Annotated in this window: 16 protein-coding genes, 1 tRNA gene and 1 pseudogene; 6 read left to right on the top strand and 12 right to left on the bottom strand. The window is 53.6% G+C overall.

What is annotated here, in order from left to right:
• Window positions 1-23: 23 nt before the first annotated feature.
• From D4100_RS21540 to D4100_RS21515, 5 genes are all read left to right on the top strand, one after another.
• The gene (locus D4100_RS21540; RefSeq protein WP_006318863.1) at window positions 24-593 is read left to right on the top strand and encodes an HdeD family acid-resistance protein; all 570 of its coding nucleotides are present in this window, start codon (window positions 24-26) and stop codon (window positions 591-593) included.
• Between the two features lie 172 nt (window positions 594-765).
• Window positions 766-1692: a curved DNA-binding protein gene (gene cbpA, locus D4100_RS21535; protein ID WP_006318862.1), complete on the top strand. Its 927-nt coding sequence runs from the start codon at window positions 766-768 to the stop codon at window positions 1690-1692.
• Window positions 1685-1990 carry a chaperone modulator CbpM gene (gene cbpM, locus D4100_RS21530; protein WP_006318861.1) on the top strand — a complete coding sequence of 102 codons (306 nt, stop codon included), beginning with the start codon at window positions 1685-1687 and terminating at the stop codon, window positions 1988-1990. Before cbpA ends, cbpM begins: the two co-directional genes overlap by 8 nt.
• Window positions 1991-3218: 1228 nt before the next feature.
• Entirely contained in the window at window positions 3219-3431 is a 213-nt protein-coding gene (gene cspE / locus D4100_RS21520; RefSeq protein ID WP_004952373.1) for a transcription antiterminator/RNA stability regulator CspE, read from the top strand.
• Between the two features lie 786 nt (window positions 3432-4217).
• On the top strand, window positions 4218-6017 hold the full coding sequence (locus D4100_RS21515) for a glycoside hydrolase family 13 protein (RefSeq protein ID WP_119805220.1): 1800 nt from the start codon (window positions 4218-4220) through the stop codon (window positions 6015-6017).
• A 73-nt stretch (window positions 6018-6090) separates the two neighbouring features.
• Here D4100_RS21515 and D4100_RS25705 read toward each other — a convergent pair.
• From D4100_RS25705 to xerD, 7 genes and pseudogenes are all read right to left on the bottom strand, one after another.
• Window positions 6091-6233 (bottom strand): annotated as a pseudogene (locus D4100_RS25705) (transposase); the annotation flags it as partial.
• Between the two features lie 181 nt (window positions 6234-6414).
• Window positions 6415-6488 (bottom strand) — tRNA-Gly (locus D4100_RS21510).
• Window positions 6489-6658: 170 nt separating this feature from the next.
• Window positions 6659-8176: a lysine--tRNA ligase gene (gene lysS / locus D4100_RS21505; protein WP_006319410.1), complete on the bottom strand. Its 1518-nt coding sequence runs from the start codon at window positions 8174-8176 to the stop codon at window positions 6659-6661.
• A gap of 9 nt (window positions 8177-8185) precedes the next feature.
• Window positions 8186-9284 (bottom strand): peptide chain release factor 2 gene (prfB, locus tag D4100_RS21500; RefSeq protein WP_119805219.1). Its coding sequence is split into 2 segments (ribosomal slippage): window positions 8186-9208 and window positions 9210-9284, totalling 1098 coding nucleotides; the frame shifts between segments, so codons are not numbered across the junction.
• 166 nt (window positions 9285-9450) lie between these two features.
• Window positions 9451-11184, bottom strand: a complete 1734-nt coding sequence (gene recJ, locus D4100_RS21495; RefSeq protein ID WP_006319411.1) for a single-stranded-DNA-specific exonuclease RecJ — start codon at window positions 11182-11184, stop codon at window positions 9451-9453.
• A 6-nt stretch (window positions 11185-11190) separates the two neighbouring features.
• The gene (gene dsbC, locus D4100_RS21490) at window positions 11191-11907 is read right to left on the bottom strand and encodes a bifunctional protein-disulfide isomerase/oxidoreductase DsbC (protein WP_006319412.1); all 717 of its coding nucleotides are present in this window, start codon (window positions 11905-11907) and stop codon (window positions 11191-11193) included.
• Between the two features lie 27 nt (window positions 11908-11934).
• Window positions 11935-12834 carry a site-specific tyrosine recombinase XerD gene (gene xerD, locus D4100_RS21485; RefSeq protein ID WP_006319413.1) on the bottom strand — a complete coding sequence of 300 codons (900 nt, stop codon included), beginning with the start codon at window positions 12832-12834 and terminating at the stop codon, window positions 11935-11937.
• Between the two features lie 106 nt (window positions 12835-12940).
• On the opposite strand from xerD, the gene fldB reads away from it, so the two are divergent.
• Window positions 12941-13459 carry a flavodoxin FldB gene (fldB, locus tag D4100_RS21480; RefSeq protein ID WP_006319414.1) on the top strand — a complete coding sequence of 173 codons (519 nt, stop codon included), beginning with the start codon at window positions 12941-12943 and terminating at the stop codon, window positions 13457-13459.
• Window positions 13460-13496: 37 nt separating this feature from the next.
• Here fldB and creD read toward each other — a convergent pair whose 3' ends face one another.
• From creD to sdhE, 5 genes are all read right to left on the bottom strand, one after another.
• Window positions 13497-14861: a cell envelope integrity protein CreD gene (gene creD / locus D4100_RS21475; protein ID WP_119805218.1), complete on the bottom strand. Its 1365-nt coding sequence runs from the start codon at window positions 14859-14861 to the stop codon at window positions 13497-13499.
• Between the two features lie 84 nt (window positions 14862-14945).
• Window positions 14946-16364 (bottom strand): two-component system sensor histidine kinase CreC, encoded by a 1419-nt coding sequence (gene creC / locus D4100_RS21470; RefSeq protein WP_119805217.1) that lies wholly within the window; start codon window positions 16362-16364, stop codon window positions 14946-14948.
• The gene (gene creB / locus D4100_RS21465; protein ID WP_006319417.1) at window positions 16361-17056 is read right to left on the bottom strand and encodes a two-component system response regulator CreB; all 696 of its coding nucleotides are present in this window, start codon (window positions 17054-17056) and stop codon (window positions 16361-16363) included. Before creB ends, creC begins: the two co-directional genes overlap by 4 nt.
• Window positions 17056-17478, bottom strand: a complete 423-nt coding sequence (locus D4100_RS21460) for a protein YgfX (protein ID WP_119805216.1) — start codon at window positions 17476-17478, stop codon at window positions 17056-17058. The genes creB and D4100_RS21460 overlap by 1 nt, the downstream gene beginning before the upstream one ends.
• A complete protein-coding gene (gene sdhE / locus D4100_RS21455; RefSeq protein WP_006319419.1) occupies window positions 17459-17725 on the bottom strand; it encodes an FAD assembly factor SdhE in 267 nt (88 codons plus the stop codon). Before sdhE ends, D4100_RS21460 begins: the two co-directional genes overlap by 20 nt.
• Between the last annotated feature and the right edge of the window lie 112 nt (window positions 17726-17837).

Genomic DNA, 17837 nt, shown 5'->3' with positions numbered 1-17837 from the left:
CGTACGACAAATGGAGAACTGTCATGTTAAATTTTGACCATAAAAATCTGCCCATCCTGAGTGAAGAACGCCTCAAAAAGCAACGCACTGTCCTGCTGATCATTGCCTTCCTGCTCTTGGCGGGCGGCATTCTGTGCCTGATTAACCCGCTGGCATCCGGCACAGTACTGAGCATTCTGGTCGGCGTATTACTGTTGCTGAGCGGCGCGGCGTTGGTGACAGGAATGATAGCCAATCGGGCGCAAAATACCTGGCCGATGATTGGCGGCATATTACTGGGCGTGGCTTATCTGATTATCGGCTACCTGTTCATCACCAGTCCATTAGCCGGCATTCTGACGCTGGCGATATACCTCGCCATATTGTTTGCACTCGGTGGTATTGTGCGGCTGGTTGCCGGTTATAAACTGCGTGAAGTCAGCGGCAGTTGGCTGCAGTTCGTCATTGGCTTTTTGGATCTGGCGATCGCCTGGATGCTGTTTAGCGCCGATCCTATGACATCGGTCATACTGGTGACCACCCTCATCGGTATTGAAATGTTGTTCAGCGCTTTCAGCCTGTTCAGGGTCGCCAGACAGCTAAAACGCGGTTAAGCGCATACATAAAGGGGGGGGGGTTACCGCCCCGCCTTTTTCGCTCATTAGCTGCCCGGCCGCACAATCATGTCGATGCCCCGGTGGCAAGTGCCCTACCCTGAGTAAGGTTTCATGCAATGCAGGCTCAGCCATTCCCTCAGATGAAAGATTGAAATGAGATGATTACGCTATGGAATTCAAGGATTATTATGCCATTTTAGGGGTTAAGCCATCGGACGATCTCAAGGCTATCAAAACGGCCTATCGTCGCCTGGCGCGAAAATATCACCCCGACGTCAGCACCGAATCGAATGCCGAAGCGCAGTTCAAGGAAGTCGCGGAAGCCTATGAGGTGTTAAAAGACGATGAACGCCGCGCCGAATACGATCAATTGGTGCAACACCGCAACGACCCCAATTATGGCCGCCAGGCGCAGCACGGCAACGCCAATAACGCCGAAGATTTTTCCGATATCTTTTCCTCAATGTTTGGCGAACGCGCGCGTTCGCAACACCGCCGCCAAAGCCGCGCCATGCGCGGGCAAGACATCGAGATGGAAGTGGCGATTTTCCTTGAGGAAACGCTGGCCGAGCAAACCCGGACCATCCGTTATAGCCTGCCGGTTTATAACGCTTTCGGCATGGTGGAGCAGGAAATACCCAAAACCCTTAATGTGAAGATCCCCGTCGGCGTGGGCGATGGTGAACGCATCCGCCTGAAAGGCCAGGGTGCGCCGGGCACTGACGGCGGCGCGAATGGCGACCTCTATCTGATCATCCGCATCGCGCCGCACCCGCTGTTCGACATCGTCGGCCATAATCTGGAGATCGTCCTGCCGGTAGCTCCATGGGAAGCGGCGCTCGGTGCCAAGGTACCGGTTCCGACCCTGAAAGACGCTATTTTGCTGACTATCCCAGCCGGTAGCCAGACCGGTCAGCGGCTGCGGATCAAGGGGAAAGGCCTGGTCGGCAAGAAAGAAACCGGGGATTTATATGCAGTGATCAAGGTCGTGATGCCACCAAAGCCGGACGAAAAAAATGCGGCGCTGTGGCAACAACTGGCGGAGGCTCAACCCGCTTTTGACCCACGCAAAGAGTGGAGTAAGCAAAATGGCTAACGTAAAAGTAACTTTAACCATTACCGAATTTTGCCTGCATACCGGTGTTTCAGAGGACGAATTAACGGAAATCGTCGGGCTTGGGGTGATTGAACCGCGTAACCCGGCGGCTGCGGACTGGATATTTGACGATCAGGCGCTGACCATTTTTCACCGCGCTCAACAATTGCATCGCGAATTGGCTCTGGACTGGCCCGGTATCGCGGTCACCTTGACGCTGCTGGAGGAGATTGAGCAACTGCGTAAAGAAAACAGTCAATTGCACCAGCAGCTTGCACGGTTCGTCAGCAGGCCCTGATATCCTGGGATCGGCCCGTTGCTTCGACAACGGGCTACGCCTGGCGCCGAATAGCGGTTTCTGCGGCAACATAAAATCGACAGCCAGGCCTTCAACAGCAACGGCTATAATTTTGGTTATTCTGAACCGGTGAAACAGGTAATATTGCCCTCCCCCCGCCCGGTCCCCATCCAGAGTGAAAATTCCGGTCCGGCAACGCCCCCACAACGAAGGTAACCCGATGAAAATAGCCCCTCAGTGAAATTTGATGGGTGGCGCTTATAAACACTGTAAATAAAAACATGTTATTAAAAACATGTCATTAAAAACAGTATTGACACCCTTTTAAAAACCCGTAAATTGGTTATCAGCAGCAGCGAAATGGTAGCTGACTGTTATTACCAAAAGTGTTAATCAAGTTGATTTAAATTTATTTTGCGATAAAGGCCACGAAGTGTTTTTTGTATGGGCATCAATGCCGAGGAAAAGTTACACCCTCGCTTGATGGCGCTTTAAGGCCATGTAGTCAGTATCTACAATCGCAGGGTGTGGACCAAAACGCGATGATGTAAGGTCATGATTCAATTTTTTTTTGTTTGCGATTGGTTTTCAAGATAGTGCAGAAAACAGTGCAACAAGATCGCAATGGAAGTGAGGCTACGCATCAAGAGTCTATATCGCGAGGGGAGATGTACTTGTTTAAAATGCCAGACCTTGGAATATTCATTCGGGTTGGCGGATAATGTGAACTGGTAAATATAGGGGAGGTTTTAGTTAGTATTAGTACCCAATATTATCTGTGATAAACGTGTACATTTAGAATTAGTACCTTAGCAGTAAGAAATATTAAGTTAATTAATGTTAAATCTGAAGTCGATAGTACCATAAAAGCCCTGGCTGCAACGGTCAGGGCTTTTATTTTTTATGCATCAACCACATCGCGATGAAAAACGCCTTCCCCAGCCAATCACGATAAAATCATCACACCACATCAGGATATATTGGCCTGCCAATGACATTAACAAAATTAATCCTTGCTTAATAAATCAAACCAAGCCTACTATGACGTCATCGGTTTGGAACACAGACCTTATGAAAGCAGTTTTAGTAAAGCAGTCCTCAGTTCAAGCGTTATCTCTAGATACCCCTTCTTCATGAGCCTCCTCCTAAGTGCCCCCATAAGTAAAATTCTGCAAAACAGGCCATGTTCGCCACGATGAGTGGCTCAAAAATGAAAAAGGATGTATCTATGTCTACTAAAATGACTGGTTTAGTAAAATGGTTCAACGCAGATAAAGGCTTCGGTTTTATCACTCCGCAAGATGGCAGCAAAGATGTATTCGTACATTTCTCCGCTATCCAGAGCAGCGATTTTAAAACCTTAGACGAAGGCCAAAAAGTGGAGTTCTCTGTTGAGAGCGGCGCTAAAGGCCCTTCTGCTGTAAACGTTATCGCGCTTTAATCGCCGATAATCTCGCTAAAACTTACAATCGCGATGAAGGCAACAGCCTGAGCAGTTAAGTATTAGTGATCAAAAACCCGCTTATGGCGGGTTTTTGCATTTCTTAATCAGCACCCATGCATCATCAGGGAAATCGTAACATACCCAATGTTTTCTGTGATAAATGTGTACATTTAAAAGCAGTACCTTAGCAGTAAGAAATTATTAAGTTCATTAATGTTGAATCTGAAGCCAGTAGTATCATAAAAGCCTTGGCTGCAGCAGCCAGGTATTTTATATTCAAGGTTAAATCAAAAAAAACCATTATAAATACGCATTTTTAAAAGGCAGCATCTAACCACCTTATCTTGGAATTAAAATTTCAATAGAGAATAAAATTATTCCATGACTTACATCATATAATAAACAAAATCAAACCCTATAATTATTACTCAGGTAGTCATTTCTTTTATAAACTATATTCTTCAAAATGAATGCACATAACAGAAGATATTTCCCGATAAAAATTAACAGCATTTATTAGAAATAAAACCATTAAAACCAACTGGATTCAGCAAAAACCGCTATATAAGTCGTTATTTTCTTAAATTACTTCGTTATAACTCAACCACCGCTCTTCCAATCTTTACCCTATGACTATTAACAGACATAATAATCCAGCTTCTTATCCCACCCTCTGGAATAATAAATTGTCGTGATTATTTTAGAGGGCATCTATATACCATTGATATTAATGGTCCGCTAGGGATTTTAGTTTTTTAAAATTAAAACCTGGAGAATAATGTAATGTCCCGTTATGGATTGAGCACAGCTATAGCCATTTTTCTTGCCACCTCTTTTTCAGCTAAATGTTATCAGGCCTACGGTGCCACACAAACCAAGGCTCCCGAGGCGATTGTTCAACAATCGGACACTCTCCCCACATGGTGGAAGCAGGCCGTCTTTTATCAGGTATATCCGCGCTCGTTCAAAGACACCAATGGAGATGGTATCGGCGATATTAACGGTATCATTGAGAAGTTAGACTATCTAAAAACATTGGGGATTGATGCCATCTGGATAAATCCGCATTATGACTCGCCGAATGTAGATAACGGTTACGATATTAGTGATTACCGCAACATCATGAAAGAATACGGCACAATGGAAGATTTCGATCGTCTGATTGCCGAAATGAAAAAACGCAACATGCGTTTGATGATTGACGTCGTTATCAACCATACCAGTGATCAACACCCTTGGTTTATTCAGAGTAAAAGCAGTAAGGACAGCCCTTACCGCAACTATTATTTCTGGCGTGATGACAAAGACGGCCAGGCTCCCAATAATTATCCCTCCTTCTTTGGCGGCTCAGCTTGGCAAAAAGATGACAAGACTGGCCAATACTACCTTCACTATTTCTCCAGGCAACAGCCAGATCTCAATTGGGATAACCCAAAAGTTCGCCAGGAACTGTATGACATGCTGCGCTTCTGGCTAGATAAAGGGGTTTCTGGTCTGCGTTTCGATACCGTTGCCACCTATTCAAAAATTCCGGGTTTCCCAGACCTCCCCCAGCAGCGGGTAGCGCACTTTGCAGAAGAATACACTAAGGGCCCAAACATTCATCGTTACGTCAATGAAATGAATAGAGAGGTTTTGTCTCATTACGACGTTGCTACCGCAGGGGAAATTTTTGGCGTCCCCCTGGAGCAATCGATTAATTTCGTCGATCGCCGCCGCAATGAACTCAATATTGCCTTTACGTTTGATCTGCTCAGGATCGATCGTTACGTTGATGAAAGATGGCGCCGGAAAGACTGGAACCTCGCGCAATTCCGCCAAACTATCGACAAAGTTGACCACACCGCAGGCGAATATGGATGGAATGCCTTCTTCCTGGATAACCACGACTATCCCCGAGCCTTATCTCACTTTGGTGATGATCGCCCGCAATGGCGTGAAGCCTCAGCTAAAGCGCTTGCAACCCTGATACTGACCCAACGGGCCACCCCTTTCATTTACCAAGGCTCAGAGCTGGGTATGACCAACTATCCATTTAAAAAAATGGATGATTTTGAGGATATTGAAGTTAAAGGTTTTTGGCACGATTACGTTGAGACAGGCAAGGTGACAGCCGATGAGTTCTTGCAAAACGTGCGCCAGACCAGTCGAGATAACAACCGGACGCCATTCCAATGGGATGCCGGCAAAAATGCAGGCTTCACGGTCGGAACGCCATGGTTCAAGATCAACCCTAACTACACGGCAATCAATGCAGCAAGCCAGGTCAACGACCCTAACTCGGTATTTAATTATTACCGTCAATTGATCAAGACTCGTCATGATATTCCAACCCTGACCTATGGAACCTACATGGATCTGGATCCTGAAAATGAATCTGTCTACGCTTACACCCGAACTCTTGGCACAGAAAAATATCTCGTAATCATTAATTTTAAAGAAAAAACAATTCGCTATTCGCTGCCTAAAAACCTTTCTATTGATAATGTCATTATAGAAAGCAATAACCAACATACAGCAAGAAAAAATGACACCATGATCGTTCTAAAACCATGGCATGCCGGGATTTATAAAGTTAACTGAGACAATAAAATAACAGGGTGACATTTATTTGTTACCCTGCCTTACTTTTATAATCAATGAGTATCACAATATAAATCCCACCGTATTTCTTACGCCATGCGTAAAGGTAGAATCGGAGATAGCCAGCCTGCGGCAGGATTCCGGTAGCGTCGTACCCAGCTCAACCTGCTTCAGGGCAGAGACAATCTGTTCTTCGGTGAGTCGCGATTTTTTCATCGGCACAACCTCAGTTCGGGAAGTGTCTATCATGCCGGGATCTTGTCTCTGAAGGGATCAGGATTTTGGGTCAGGGTCAGGTTTGGGTGGGTAATTCCTTGCGATACCTTTGTAGGTACCTGAACACTCAACCAATTATTAGTTTGCTGATTTATTAAGAGAAGATACTAACAGGAAGGCTTGGAGCGGGTGAAGGGAATCGAACCCTCGTATGCAGCTTGGGAAGCTGCCGTTCTACCATTGAACTACACCCGCATCGGTGTGCGACTGGCATTATAACCGGTTATCCACGCCGGGCAAGCGGAGATAGCGCGTAACTGCCGATGTTTTAAGCAGTTAGCCGCAGCGGCCCAAAATTTCCCTCCAACAAGCGAAAAAAAACCGGCGCAGTCGCCTGCACCGGTTGATGTTCATTCAGCAAAAGATTATTTCTGCGGGCGCATTGCCGGGAACAGAATCACATCGCGAATGGTGTGGCTGTTGGTGAACAGCATAACCATGCGATCGATACCGATACCCAAGCCTGCAGTCGGCGGCAGGCCGTGCTCCAGCGCAGTGACGTAGTCTTCGTCGTAGAACATCGCTTCGTCATCGCCTGCGTCTTTCGCATTAACCTGGTCAGCAAAGCGCTGCGCCTGGTCTTCCGCGTCATTCAGCTCAGAGAAGCCATTACCGATTTCACGGCCGCCAATGAAGAACTCGAAACGGTCGGTGATTTCCGGGTTATCATCATTACGACGCGCCAGCGGGGACACTTCCGCCGGGTATTCGGTGATGAAGGTCGGCTGAATCAGATGGCTTTCCGCCACTTCTTCGAAGATCTCGGTCACAACGCGACCCAGGCCCCAGCTCTTCTCAATCTTGATGCCGATAGATTCAGCGATAGCCACCGCCTTGCTCATATCGGCCAAATCGGCCAAATCGGTTTCAGGGCGGTATTTTTTGATCGCCTCGGTCATGGTCAGTTTTTCAAACGGCTTGCCGAAGTCGAACACTTCGTCACCGTACTGCACCTGAGTTTTGCCCAGCACGTTCTGAGTCAGGGTGCGGAACAGCGATTCGGTCAGCTCGATGAGATCTTTGTAATCCGCGTAGGCCATATAGAGTTCCATCATGGTGAACTCTGGGTTATGACGCGGAGAAACGCCTTCGTTACGGAAGTTACGGTTGATTTCGAATACCCGCTCGAAGCCCCCCACCACCAGACGCTTCAGGTACAGCTCCGGGGCGATACGCAGGTACATGTCGATGTCCAGCGCATTGTGATGCGTAACGAACGGACGCGCAGAAGCGCCGCCCGGGATCACCTGCATCATTGGGGTTTCGACTTCCATGAAGCCGCGTTCCACCATGAAGTTGCGGATCCCCGCCATCACCTGAGAGCGCACCTTGAAGGTGTTGCGCGATTCATCGTTGGCGATCAGGTCCAGATAACGCTGGCGATAACGGGTTTCCTGATCGGCCAGGCCGTGGAACTTGTCAGGCAACGGACGCAGGGCCTTGGTCAGCAGGCGCAGTTCGGTACAGTGAATGGACAACTCGCCGGTCTTGGTTTTGAACAGCTTGCCGCGTGCGCCAAGGATATCGCCCAAGTCCCACTTCTTGAACTGCTCGTTATAAATGCCTTCCGCCAGATCGTCGCGCGCAACGTACAGCTGGATACGGCCGCCGACGTCCTGCAGCGTCACGAATGACGCTTTGCCCATGATACGGCGAGTCATCATGCGGCCGGCAACGGTGACTTCTACACCCAGCGCTTCCAGCTCTTCGTTATCTTTATCGCCGTACGCAGCGTGCAGCTTGTCGGACGTGGTGTCGCGACGAAAATCATTCGGGAACGCAATGCCGTTCTCGCGCAGCCCGGCCAATTTCTCACGGCGTGACTGCAACTCATTATTGAGTTCCAACGCCTGATCGGCGCCCTGTGGTTGTTGCTCAGACATTTCTGTTCCTCATAACCCGGCTTTCAAACTTGCCTCAATGAATTTATCCAGGTCGCCATCTAATACGGCCTGCGTGTTACGCGTTTCAACGTTGGTGCGCAAATCCTTGATACGGGAATCATCCAGCACGTAAGAACGGATTTGGCTGCCCCAGCCGATGTCGGACTTGTTGTCTTCCATCTGCTGTTTATCAGCATTTTTCTTTTGCATCTCAAACTCGTACAGCTTGGCTCGCAGCTGTTTAAACGCTTGATCCTTGTTCTTATGCTGAGAACGGTCGTTCTGGCACTGCACCACAATGTTGGTCGGCAAGTGGGTAATACGTACCGCCGACTCGGTTTTGTTTACGTGCTGACCGCCCGCACCGGAGGCGCGGTAAACGTCAATACGCAGATCTGCCGGGTTGATGTCGATATCAATATCGTCATCCACTTCAGGGTAGATAAACACCGAGCTAAACGAGGTATGACGGCGGCCGCCGGAGTCGAACGGGCTCTTGCGCACCAGGCGATGTACGCCGGTTTCAGTGCGCAACCAGCCGAACGCGTAGTCGCCGATAATCTTGATGGTGGCGGATTTCAGCCCCGCGACGTCGCCGTCGGACTCTTCAATCACTTCCGTTTTGAAGCCCTTGGACTCAGCCCAGCGCAGGTACATGCGCAACAGCATGCTGGCCCAGTCCTGTGCTTCGGTGCCGCCGGAGCCGGCCTGGATGTCCAGGTAGCAATCCGCGCTGTCATATTCACCGGAGAACATACGGCGGAACTCTAATTGTTCCAGCTTGCCAGACAGTTGTTCGAGTTCGACTACGGCTTCGTTAAAGGTTTCTTCATCGTCGGCTTCAACCGCCAGTTCCAGCAAGCCGGTGACGTCTTCGCCGCCCTGTTCCAGCTGATCGATGGTTTCCACGATGGCTTCAAGCGCCGCGCGCTCTTTACCCAGCGCCTGTGCGCGCTCGGGTTCGTTCCAAACATCAGGCTGTTCCAGCTCGGCGTTGACTTCTTCTAGGCGTTCTTTCTTGGCATCATAGTCAAAGATACCCCCTAAGAACGGCAGTCCGCTCGGACAGGTCCTGAATTCGGTTTTTTACCGGATTAATTTCAAACATGGTTTTTAGCGTTCTTTTACGTTGATGTCGTCGATGGCGAAATGCCATTAGAACCGGTAATTCTATCGGATCCGGGCGTCAGTTTATAGCGAGTTGGTCAGTTTTTGTGGGGGGAGGGATGCGTATCTGAATCGGGCGCGGCATCACCGCACCCGTTCAGGAAAAATCAACGCGCCCAGAGGTGCTGGATCAATAACTGCACGTTGCGATTACCGCGGAACTCATTGACGTCGAGCTTATAGGCCAGTTCAACTTCACGCACACTGCTGTCGGGCCACAGGGTGGTGTCCACGTTGAAGGCGATACCGTCGAGCAGCGGGCCGCCAGCGAGCGGTTCCACCATCAGCTTCAGGTGTTTCTCGCCCACCAGCCGCTGTTGCAGGATACGGAACTTACCGTCGAAAGTCGGTTCCGGGAACGCCTGCCCCCACGGCCCGCCCTCGCGCAGCAGCTCCGCCGTTTCCAGCGAAAGCTCTTGCATCGCCAGTTCACCGTCGGACCAGATCACCCCTTCCAGCATCGCCGGATCGAGCCATTCCCCCACCAAATCGCCAAAACGCTGGCGGAACTCGTCGAATTTGGCCTCTTCCAGCGACAACCCGGCCGCCATCGCGTGGCCGCCGAACTTCATCATCAAGCCCGGATTAAGAGTGTCCAGCCGCTCCAGCGCGTCGCGCATGTGCAAACCGGCTACCGAACGACCGGAGCCTTTCAAAATACCCTCGCCCGCCGGCGCAAACGCAATCACCGGGCGGTGAAAACGTTCTTTGATGCGCGAGGCCAGAATGCCCACCACGCCCTGATGCCATTCAGGGTGATACATCGCCAGCCCATACGGCAAAGCGCTGCTGCTGCGCTCCAGTTCGTCGCACAGCTGCAAGGCCTCGACCTGCATGCCCTGCTCAATCTCACGCCGTGTCAGGTTAAGCGCATCGAGATCGTTAGCCAACATGCGCGCCTGCGCAATGTCATCGCTCAGCAACAGCGCCACGCCAATCGACATGTCGTCCAGACGCCCGGCGGCATTGAGCCGCGGCCCCAGCGCAAAGCCAAGATCGTTGGCCGCCAGCTGGCGTGCATCGCGATTGGCTACTTCCAGCAGCGCACGAATGCCCGGCCGACATTTGCCGGCGCGAATGCGGTTCAGGCCCTGATACACCATAATGCGGTTGTTGGCGTCGAGCGGCACCACATCGGCAACCGTACCCAGCGCCACCAGATCCAACAGTTCAGCCAGATTCGGCATTGCCAACGCACGTTGTTCAAACCAGCCGCTGTCACGCAGCCGGGCACGCAACGCCAGCATCAGATAGAAAGCCACGCCAACGCCGGCCAGGGATTTTGACGGGAACTCGCAGCCCCGCAGGTTCGGGTTGACGATCGCCTCCGCCGCCGGCAAGGTTTCCCCCGGCAGGTGGTGGTCGGTAACCAGAACCTGCATGCCCTTGGCGTGCGCCACGTCAACGCCCGCGTGGGAAGAGATGCCGTTATCCACGGTCAGAATCAACTCTGCGCCGCGCGCCGCCGCCTGCTCGACCACTTCCGGGCTCAGGCCGTAGCCGTCCTCGAAGCGGTTCGGCACCAGGTAGTCAACCGCACTGCCGCCCATGCTGCGCAACGCCAGCACCGTCAACGCGGTACTGGTGGCGCCATCGGCGTCAAAGTCCCCCACCACCATGATGCGGCGACTCGCGGCCAGCGCCTGTTGCAGAATACCCACCGCTGTATCGATGCCATCCAACTGCTGCCAGGGCAGTAAACCTTTGACGCTGCGCTCCAGTTCCTTCTCGGCCTTAACGCCGCGCAGCGCGTATAAACGGCGCAGCAGCGGATGCAGGCTGGCGGGCAGATGGCTGTCGTCCGTCGCCGCTCGGCGGCGTAGTTGCGTTTTGATGCTCACCGGCGATTAACCACCGGTTTTGGTTGTGGTCTGATGCGCATCCAGCATGGCGGCCATCTCTTTCGGCCCCTGATAACCCGGGATCATCATACCGTTTTGCAGAATGATGGCCGGAGTGCCCTGAATGCCGAACTGCACGCCGAGCGCATAGTGTTTGCTGATGTCGGTTTTACAGGTCGCCGGGGACACCGCATCGCCTTTCAAAGCGGAATCGAATGCCTTGGCTTTATCGGCGGTACACCAGATTGACTGCATGTCTTTCTCGGCCTGGGAATTCAACCCCTGGCGCGGGAACGCCAAATAACGGACGGTAATGCCCAGATCGTTATACTCTTTCATCTGCTGGTGCAGCTTGTGGCAATAGCCGCAGGTGATGTCGGTAAACACGGTAATCACGTGTTTTTCTTTTGGCGCCTTGTAGACGATCATCTGATCTTTCAGCGCTTCGAGTTTGGTGTTCAGCAGTTGGTTGGTGACGTTAACCGGTTCTTTGCCGCTGACGTCGTACAGCGGGCCTTGCAGAATGTGTTTGCCGTCTTCGGTCACATACAGCGCGCCGTTATCGGTCAGCACGGTTTTCAGGCCGCTAACCGGTGAGGGCTGTACTTCCGCCTGCTGAATGCCCAGGCTACCGAGCGCTTTTTTGATTGCCGCATCGTCGGCCTGGGCCGTACCGGTCACCGAAGCCACCAGCAGAGAGAGCAGCATTAAACCTTTCTTCATTCTTCCAATCCTTTTGAACCCGGCGTGTCAGGCACGCGGATGATGCTGTTGATGTAGCTGTTTAAGTCGTTCGGTCGCTACATGCGTGTAAATTTGTGTGGTAGAGAGGTCGCTGTGCCCCAATAACATCTGTACGACACGGAGATCGGCCCCATGGTTCAGCAAATGGGTGGCAAACGCGTGGCGCAACACGTGCGGTGACAGCCTCTCGCTATCAATACCCGCTAGGATCGCATAGTGTTTGATGCGATGCCAGAACGTCTGTCGGGTCATCTGCTGGCAGCGGTTGCTTGGAAACAGCACATCCAGCGCCTGCCCGTTGACCATCCACGGGCGGCCGTGCTCCAGATAATTTTCGATCCAGTACACCGCCTCTTCGCCCAGCGGCACCAGCCGTTCCTTGTTGCCTTTACCGATCACCCGCACCACGCCCTGGCGCAGGCTGACGTCGCTGATGGTCAACCCGACCAGTTCGGATACTCGCAGGCCGGTGGCGTACAGTACCTCCAGCATCGCCTTGTCTCGCAGCTCCAGCGGCTGATCGACGCACGGCGCCTGCAACAAGGCATCGACCTGCGCTTCGCTCAGATCTTTCGGCAGCCGCTGCGGCAACTTCGGCGAGGCGAGCAGCGCGGTCGGATCGTCTTCCCGCAGCTTTTCGCGGTACAGGTACTGGAACAGGCGGCGCATGGCGCTCAGCAAACGCGCGGAACTGGTCGCTTTGTAGCCCCCCTCCACCCGTTCGGCGAGAAACGCCTGCAGATCCAGCGCCTGTGCCTGTAACAGCGAGGTATTTTGATGGTTCAGCCAGGCGTTCAGCGCCTGCAGATCCAGCCGATAAGAGGCCAGCGTATTTTCTGCCAGATTGCGTTCGAGCCACAGCGCATCCAGGAATTGCTCAATCAGCGCACTCTCTTGCTGTTGCACGCGGTCCTCTCTTTGTTAGCTTTCCACCTGCGCCATTATGCCTTAAGCCGGCGCAAATCTGGTACACTCGATGCCATTCCACGAACGGTAACATAACGGTTTAAAAATGAAGATTGGTCTGTTTTACGGCTCCAGCACCTGCTACACCGAGATGGCGGCAGAAAAAATCCGTGAGATTCTGGGCGAAGACCTGGTCGACCTGCACAACCTGAAAGACGTGTCCCCGCAGTTGATGGAAGAGTATTCCATCCTGATCCTCGGCATTCCTACCTGGGATTTCGGTGAGTTGCAGGAAGATTGGGAAGCCGTCTGGCCGCAACTGGCGACGCTGGATCTGAAGGGGAAAATTGTCGCCATGTACGGCATGGGCGATCAGCTCGGCTACGGCGAATGGTTCCTCGATGCGCTCGGCATGCTGCACGATCACATCGCCCCGCTCGGCGTGCAGTTTATCGGCTTCTGGCCCATTGAAGGCTTTGAATTCACCAGCCCGAAACCGCTGAGTGCAGATGGCAAACACTTCGTCGGCCTGGCGCTGGATGAGGTGAACCAATACGATATGAGCGAAGACCGCCTGCAACAGTGGTGCGAACAGATCCTGCTGGAGATGGAACCGCTGCTGTAATGCCAATGGGCGCGATTGCCGCGCCCAACGCCTCTGCTTATTTCCACAACCTGAAGCGGTTTTCGCCGTCAGCGGTCGGTATTTCGCCGCTCAACCGCGCCGGGTCGGCCACCTGATACCAATCCAGCTTACGCGTCAGCAGCATTATCCCCGCCAGAATGGCGAACAACAGCCCTGCCCCCAGCACCAGCGCATTGTCTTCAGACTGCAACAACAGGTACAACACGCCATAAAGCATCAGCAGGCTGCCGGCGAACATCGCCCCGCGCCGCTTGCCGCGCAGCACCGCGCTGAGATAAAAGGCGATCAGGCCACTGCAGGCCACGCTGGCCAACAGGTAGGCGGTCGCGAAGCCGAAATGTTCGGAGAACGCCAGCAGTATCAGGTAGAACAACACCAGTGCGGCACCGACCAGCAGATACTGAATCGGGTGTACCCGCAAACCGGTCAGAGTTTCGAACAGGAAAAACGCCATAAACGTCAGCCCGATGAACAGCACCGCATATTTCACCGCACGCTCGGTCAGTTGATAGTGATCCACGGGTTCAATCAGGCTGGTGCTGAAGGTCGGCAGTTTGTCTTCGTCAATGATCCCATCGTCATAGTGAAATGCGCTGTTGATGTTATTGGCGAACCAGGTGCTGCGCCAGCGGGCGCTAAAGCCTTTTTCCGTCACCTTGCGCTCATCCGGCAGGAAGTTGCCGAGGAAATTAGGGTGCGGCCAGTTGCTTTGCAGCGTCAATTCGCTGCTGCGGCCAAGCGGCACCAGCGACAGGCTGCTGGTGCCCGCCAACGTCAGGGTAAAGTCGGCATCCAGCCCCTCTTTTTGCAACGCGGCAAGCTGTAGCGGCGCATGAATGCCTTGCGGCAGCGCATCCACTCGCGTACCCGGTTCAAAGGTGGTTGGCGGCTGGGCGCTGGCAAGCGGTGAAATGCTCTTGATGCCACGCGAGTCGCTGAGCGCAACCAACAAGTAGGGTTGCTCAAGGGTCACGTTGCTGCGCTGCAAATCAGCCAACTCCGGCTGACCGAACTTCACCTGAAACTTTAACGGCCCCTGATACACCTGAGTCTGATAGATGCCCAGCTTGCGTACCTCTACGTTCGGCTTGCCGCTGACCTGCAAATTCTCCGGCAGCAGATATCGATAATGCCGCACCCTCTGCACTGTCGGCTGCCCCTTGTCATCCTTCTTCTCTTCTCGTTCGATATAAGGGATGACAATCAACGGCCCCAAAATGCGCTGCGCCCGGCTGGTGCTTTCGCTTACCTGCCCAACCACGCTCTGGCGATAGCCACTGCGCTCCTCAATCACGTTCATCAACTGCGTCACCGGGATAATCATTAAAATCATCAATCCCAGCAGAGTGGTTATTTTCCAAAACAGTACCGATTTCATCATCGCTGCGCGCTCCTTGTAGGTAATGGCGCCACGATAAAACCGGCAGGTGAAAACAAGATGTGGTTATGTGAAGGGACGGTGAAGTCAGAGCGATAAAGTGAAAACGGCTATCACGCCGCACGGTTGGCGGTTGTGCAACTGAATGCCGCCCCGGTGCAAACGCGCCACTTCCTGCACAAAGTTCAGGCCCAGTCCGCTGCTTTTGGGTTTATCGGCCCGCGCCAGCGAATAGAAACGCTCAAACACTTTGCCCAGCGCGTAGTGCGGGATACCGCTGCCGTTGTCGCTGACGGTGATGAGGTAATGACTCTCCCGGCGTTCGCCACACAGGCTGACTACCCCGCCCGGCGGGGTGAAATCCAGCGCGTTGTCGAGCAGATTGGTCAGTGCCTGGCTAATCAACAGCCCATCGCCGGTCAGCGTGATCGCCTCCAGCTCATCCACCTGCAACACAACGCCGCGCTGCGCCGCCTGAGCCTCTTTGCCCGCCACCGCCTGGCGTACCAGCGCCGCCATAGCCAGCGGTGCCAATTCAAGGCCGGGACGGCTCTCGAGGCGAGCCTGCACCAGCAACTTGTCCACCAGTTGCTGAATACGGGCGCTTTGTTGTTCGATATTGGTCAAAAATCGCCGGGAAGTCGCCGGAGGCGGCAGTTCCTGCAGCAGCTCGGCCGCACCGCGGATCGCCGCCAGCGGGCTTTTCAGTTCGTGGGTCAGGGTATGCACGTACTGTTCGATATAAGCTTTACCTTCCAGCTTCATCCGCATGCTTTCCAGCGCTTGCGCCAATTGCGTCAGCTCGTGGCTGCCCATGGTTGGCAACGGCGCGCTTTCGCCCTGCGAGACGCCGTCGGCATAGCGCACCAGCCGGCCAATCGAGCGGTTGATCCACCAGACGAAGCCCAGCCCGATCAGCAATGCAATACCCAACAGCAACGCCCCCGCCCACAGGATCCGCCGCTCGCTGCGCTTGATCACCGGCGCCATGGTGCTGTTCGGTTTACCCACGCTGAGCACGCCGATAATATTGCCTTGCTCGCGCACTGGCGCGGCGACGTACATCACAGAGCTGTTTTCGTCCTGCGGATTGCTGCGCGTACTGCGTGCGCCATATTGGCCGCGCAGCGTCAGATAAACGTCATTCCAGCGTGAGTAGTTCTGGCCGACCGCCTGGCCGGCGGAGTCAAAAATAACCGTACCGCGCGCATCGGTGAGATACACGTGATATTCGCTGCGATCCTTGCGGATACCGGCAATGTTGGCGCCAATTGGCCGTTGATTAAGCTGGGTGAATGCCTGCGCGAGCTGCCCGTGCGCCACGTCGTCGCGCTGCATGTCCAGACGGGCTATTTGCGCCAGCAGATTGGCGGTGTCGACCAGCGTGCCTTCGGTCGCACGCCGCACGCCGGGTTTCACTTCCTGTACGAAAATGCTCAGCACGAAATAGCCCGCCACCGCCACAATCAGGAAATACCCCAGCAACAGGCGCAGGCCGATTCTCATGATTGGCGGCTCACGCTGTACCCCATGCCGCGATGGGTGTGAATGGGCGGTTCAGCGGGGTCGATAGCACGCAGCTTGGCGCGCAACGTTTTGATGTGGGTGTCGACGGTGCGATCCAGGCTCTCTTCCGCTTGCGCCCAAACGCTGTCCATCAGTTGCTGGCGTGAAAACACCCGGCCGGGCGCCAGCAGCAAGGTTTTCAACAGCAGAAATTCGTAGCGGGTCAGCGGCAGCGGCCGCTGATGGTAATAAATGGTCGCCGCAGGCTCATCCAGGCCAAAAGGACCAAAGGTATACAGTGCGGGCTGCTGCAGGCGCTGCTGTTTTTGCAGGCGACGCAAAATGGTACGCACGCGGGCGCTGACTTCGCGGGGAGAAAAAGGTTTGGCGACGTAATCGTCGGCGCCGATCTCCAGCCCTATCAGGCGATCGACTTCGTCGCTGCGGGCGGTGAGAAACAGAATGGGCAAATCCGCCGACTGCGACAACAAACGGCGGCACAGTTCAAAACCGTTGATGTCCGGCAAGCCGACATCGAGGATAACCAGCGCCGGCGCGCCTTGCGCCAACGCCTGCAATGCCGGCTCGCCGCGTTCGAACCAGCGTACCTGAAAGCCTTCGCTCTCCAGGGTATAAATCAGCGTATCGGCAATGCTGGGCTCATCTTCCACCAGCCAAAGCGTCGGCTTCATCAGGGTTCCTCGTCATCATCGGCCGACGGGTACTGCAACAGCTGGCGCAGATGCCGCCATTCGGCTTTGCCCATGCTGTCGGAGGCCAGCCACAGCCGGCGGCGCTTTTTGCCCTGCGTCGGCTGCAGCGTCAGCAGAATGCCGTAACGCGGCATCCAGGGTTGCTTTACCAGCAACCATTCCTGTCCGTGCCAGCTCACACGCTTATTCCCCAGCAGGCGCAATTCGCCCTGCCGTGACGCAATGCGCTTTTGGCTGCGGATACATTCAAACACCACCAGCGTCAGCAGCACCAGCCAGAGCGGGCCGTAGCCTTCCGGCCAGGGCGCAATCAGGATCAGCAGGATCAAAACGCCATGGGTCAGCAGCGAGAATAACTGGGTGCGCCAGGAAATGCGGACATTACATCGCCACTGGGCCACGGTCTTTATTTCGCGTCTGGATCAGTGTCACCATTCTCTGCAGTTCACTGTCTTGCGGAGCGCCATGATTCATCAGCCAGTTGAACAGATCGGGATCGTCGCTCTCAAGCAGGCGGATAAACAGGGCTTTGTCTGTGTCATTCAACTGGTCGTACTCATGCTCGAAGAACGGCATGATTGAGATGTCCAGTTCGCGCATACCACGGCGGCAGGCCCAGTGAATACGTGCTCTATTATTAATATCCATGTTGTTATGACTAACCTCTTTTCGGCGTGGCGAAAGCCATCGCAGGGTTCAACCGACACACTGTATGGCAACGCCTGCGCGATATAATTCCATCGGCCAAAGATCTGTCTGC

The organism is Serratia inhibens, assembly GCF_003591175.1.
In the GTDB taxonomy this organism is placed as follows: Bacteria; Pseudomonadota; Gammaproteobacteria; order Enterobacterales; family Enterobacteriaceae; genus Serratia; species Serratia inhibens.
This window is presented reverse-complemented; position numbering and strand designations above follow the sequence as displayed.

Bases quoted from the DNA above. Each gene is read 5' to 3' on its own strand.
- creD (WP_119805218.1), bottom strand. From the start codon at position 14,861: ATGATGAAATCGGTACTGTTTTGGAAAATAACCACTCTGCTGGGATTG.
- cspE (WP_004952373.1), top strand. From the start codon at position 3,219: ATGTCTACTAAAATGACTGGTTTAGTAAAATGGTTCAACGCAGATAAA.
- fldB (WP_006319414.1), top strand. From the start codon at position 12,941: ATGAAGATTGGTCTGTTTTACGGCTCCAGCACCTGCTACACCGAGATG.
- D4100_RS21515 (WP_119805220.1), top strand. From the start codon at position 4,218: ATGTCCCGTTATGGATTGAGCACAGCTATAGCCATTTTTCTTGCCACC.
- creC (WP_119805217.1), bottom strand. From the start codon at position 16,364: ATGAGAATCGGCCTGCGCCTGTTGCTGGGGTATTTCCTGATTGTGGCG.
- sdhE (WP_006319419.1), bottom strand. From the start codon at position 17,725: ATGGATATTAATAATAGAGCACGTATTCACTGGGCCTGCCGCCGTGGT.
- D4100_RS21540 (WP_006318863.1), top strand. From the start codon at position 24: ATGTTAAATTTTGACCATAAAAATCTGCCCATCCTGAGTGAAGAACGC.
- creB (WP_006319417.1), bottom strand. From the start codon at position 17,056: ATGAAGCCGACGCTTTGGCTGGTGGAAGATGAGCCCAGCATTGCCGAT.
- lysS (WP_006319410.1), bottom strand. From the start codon at position 8,176: ATGTCTGAGCAACAACCACAGGGCGCCGATCAGGCGTTGGAACTCAAT.
- cbpA (WP_006318862.1), top strand. From the start codon at position 766: ATGGAATTCAAGGATTATTATGCCATTTTAGGGGTTAAGCCATCGGAC.
- cbpM (WP_006318861.1), top strand. From the start codon at position 1,685: ATGGCTAACGTAAAAGTAACTTTAACCATTACCGAATTTTGCCTGCAT.
- dsbC (WP_006319412.1), bottom strand. From the start codon at position 11,907: ATGAAGAAAGGTTTAATGCTGCTCTCTCTGCTGGTGGCTTCGGTGACC.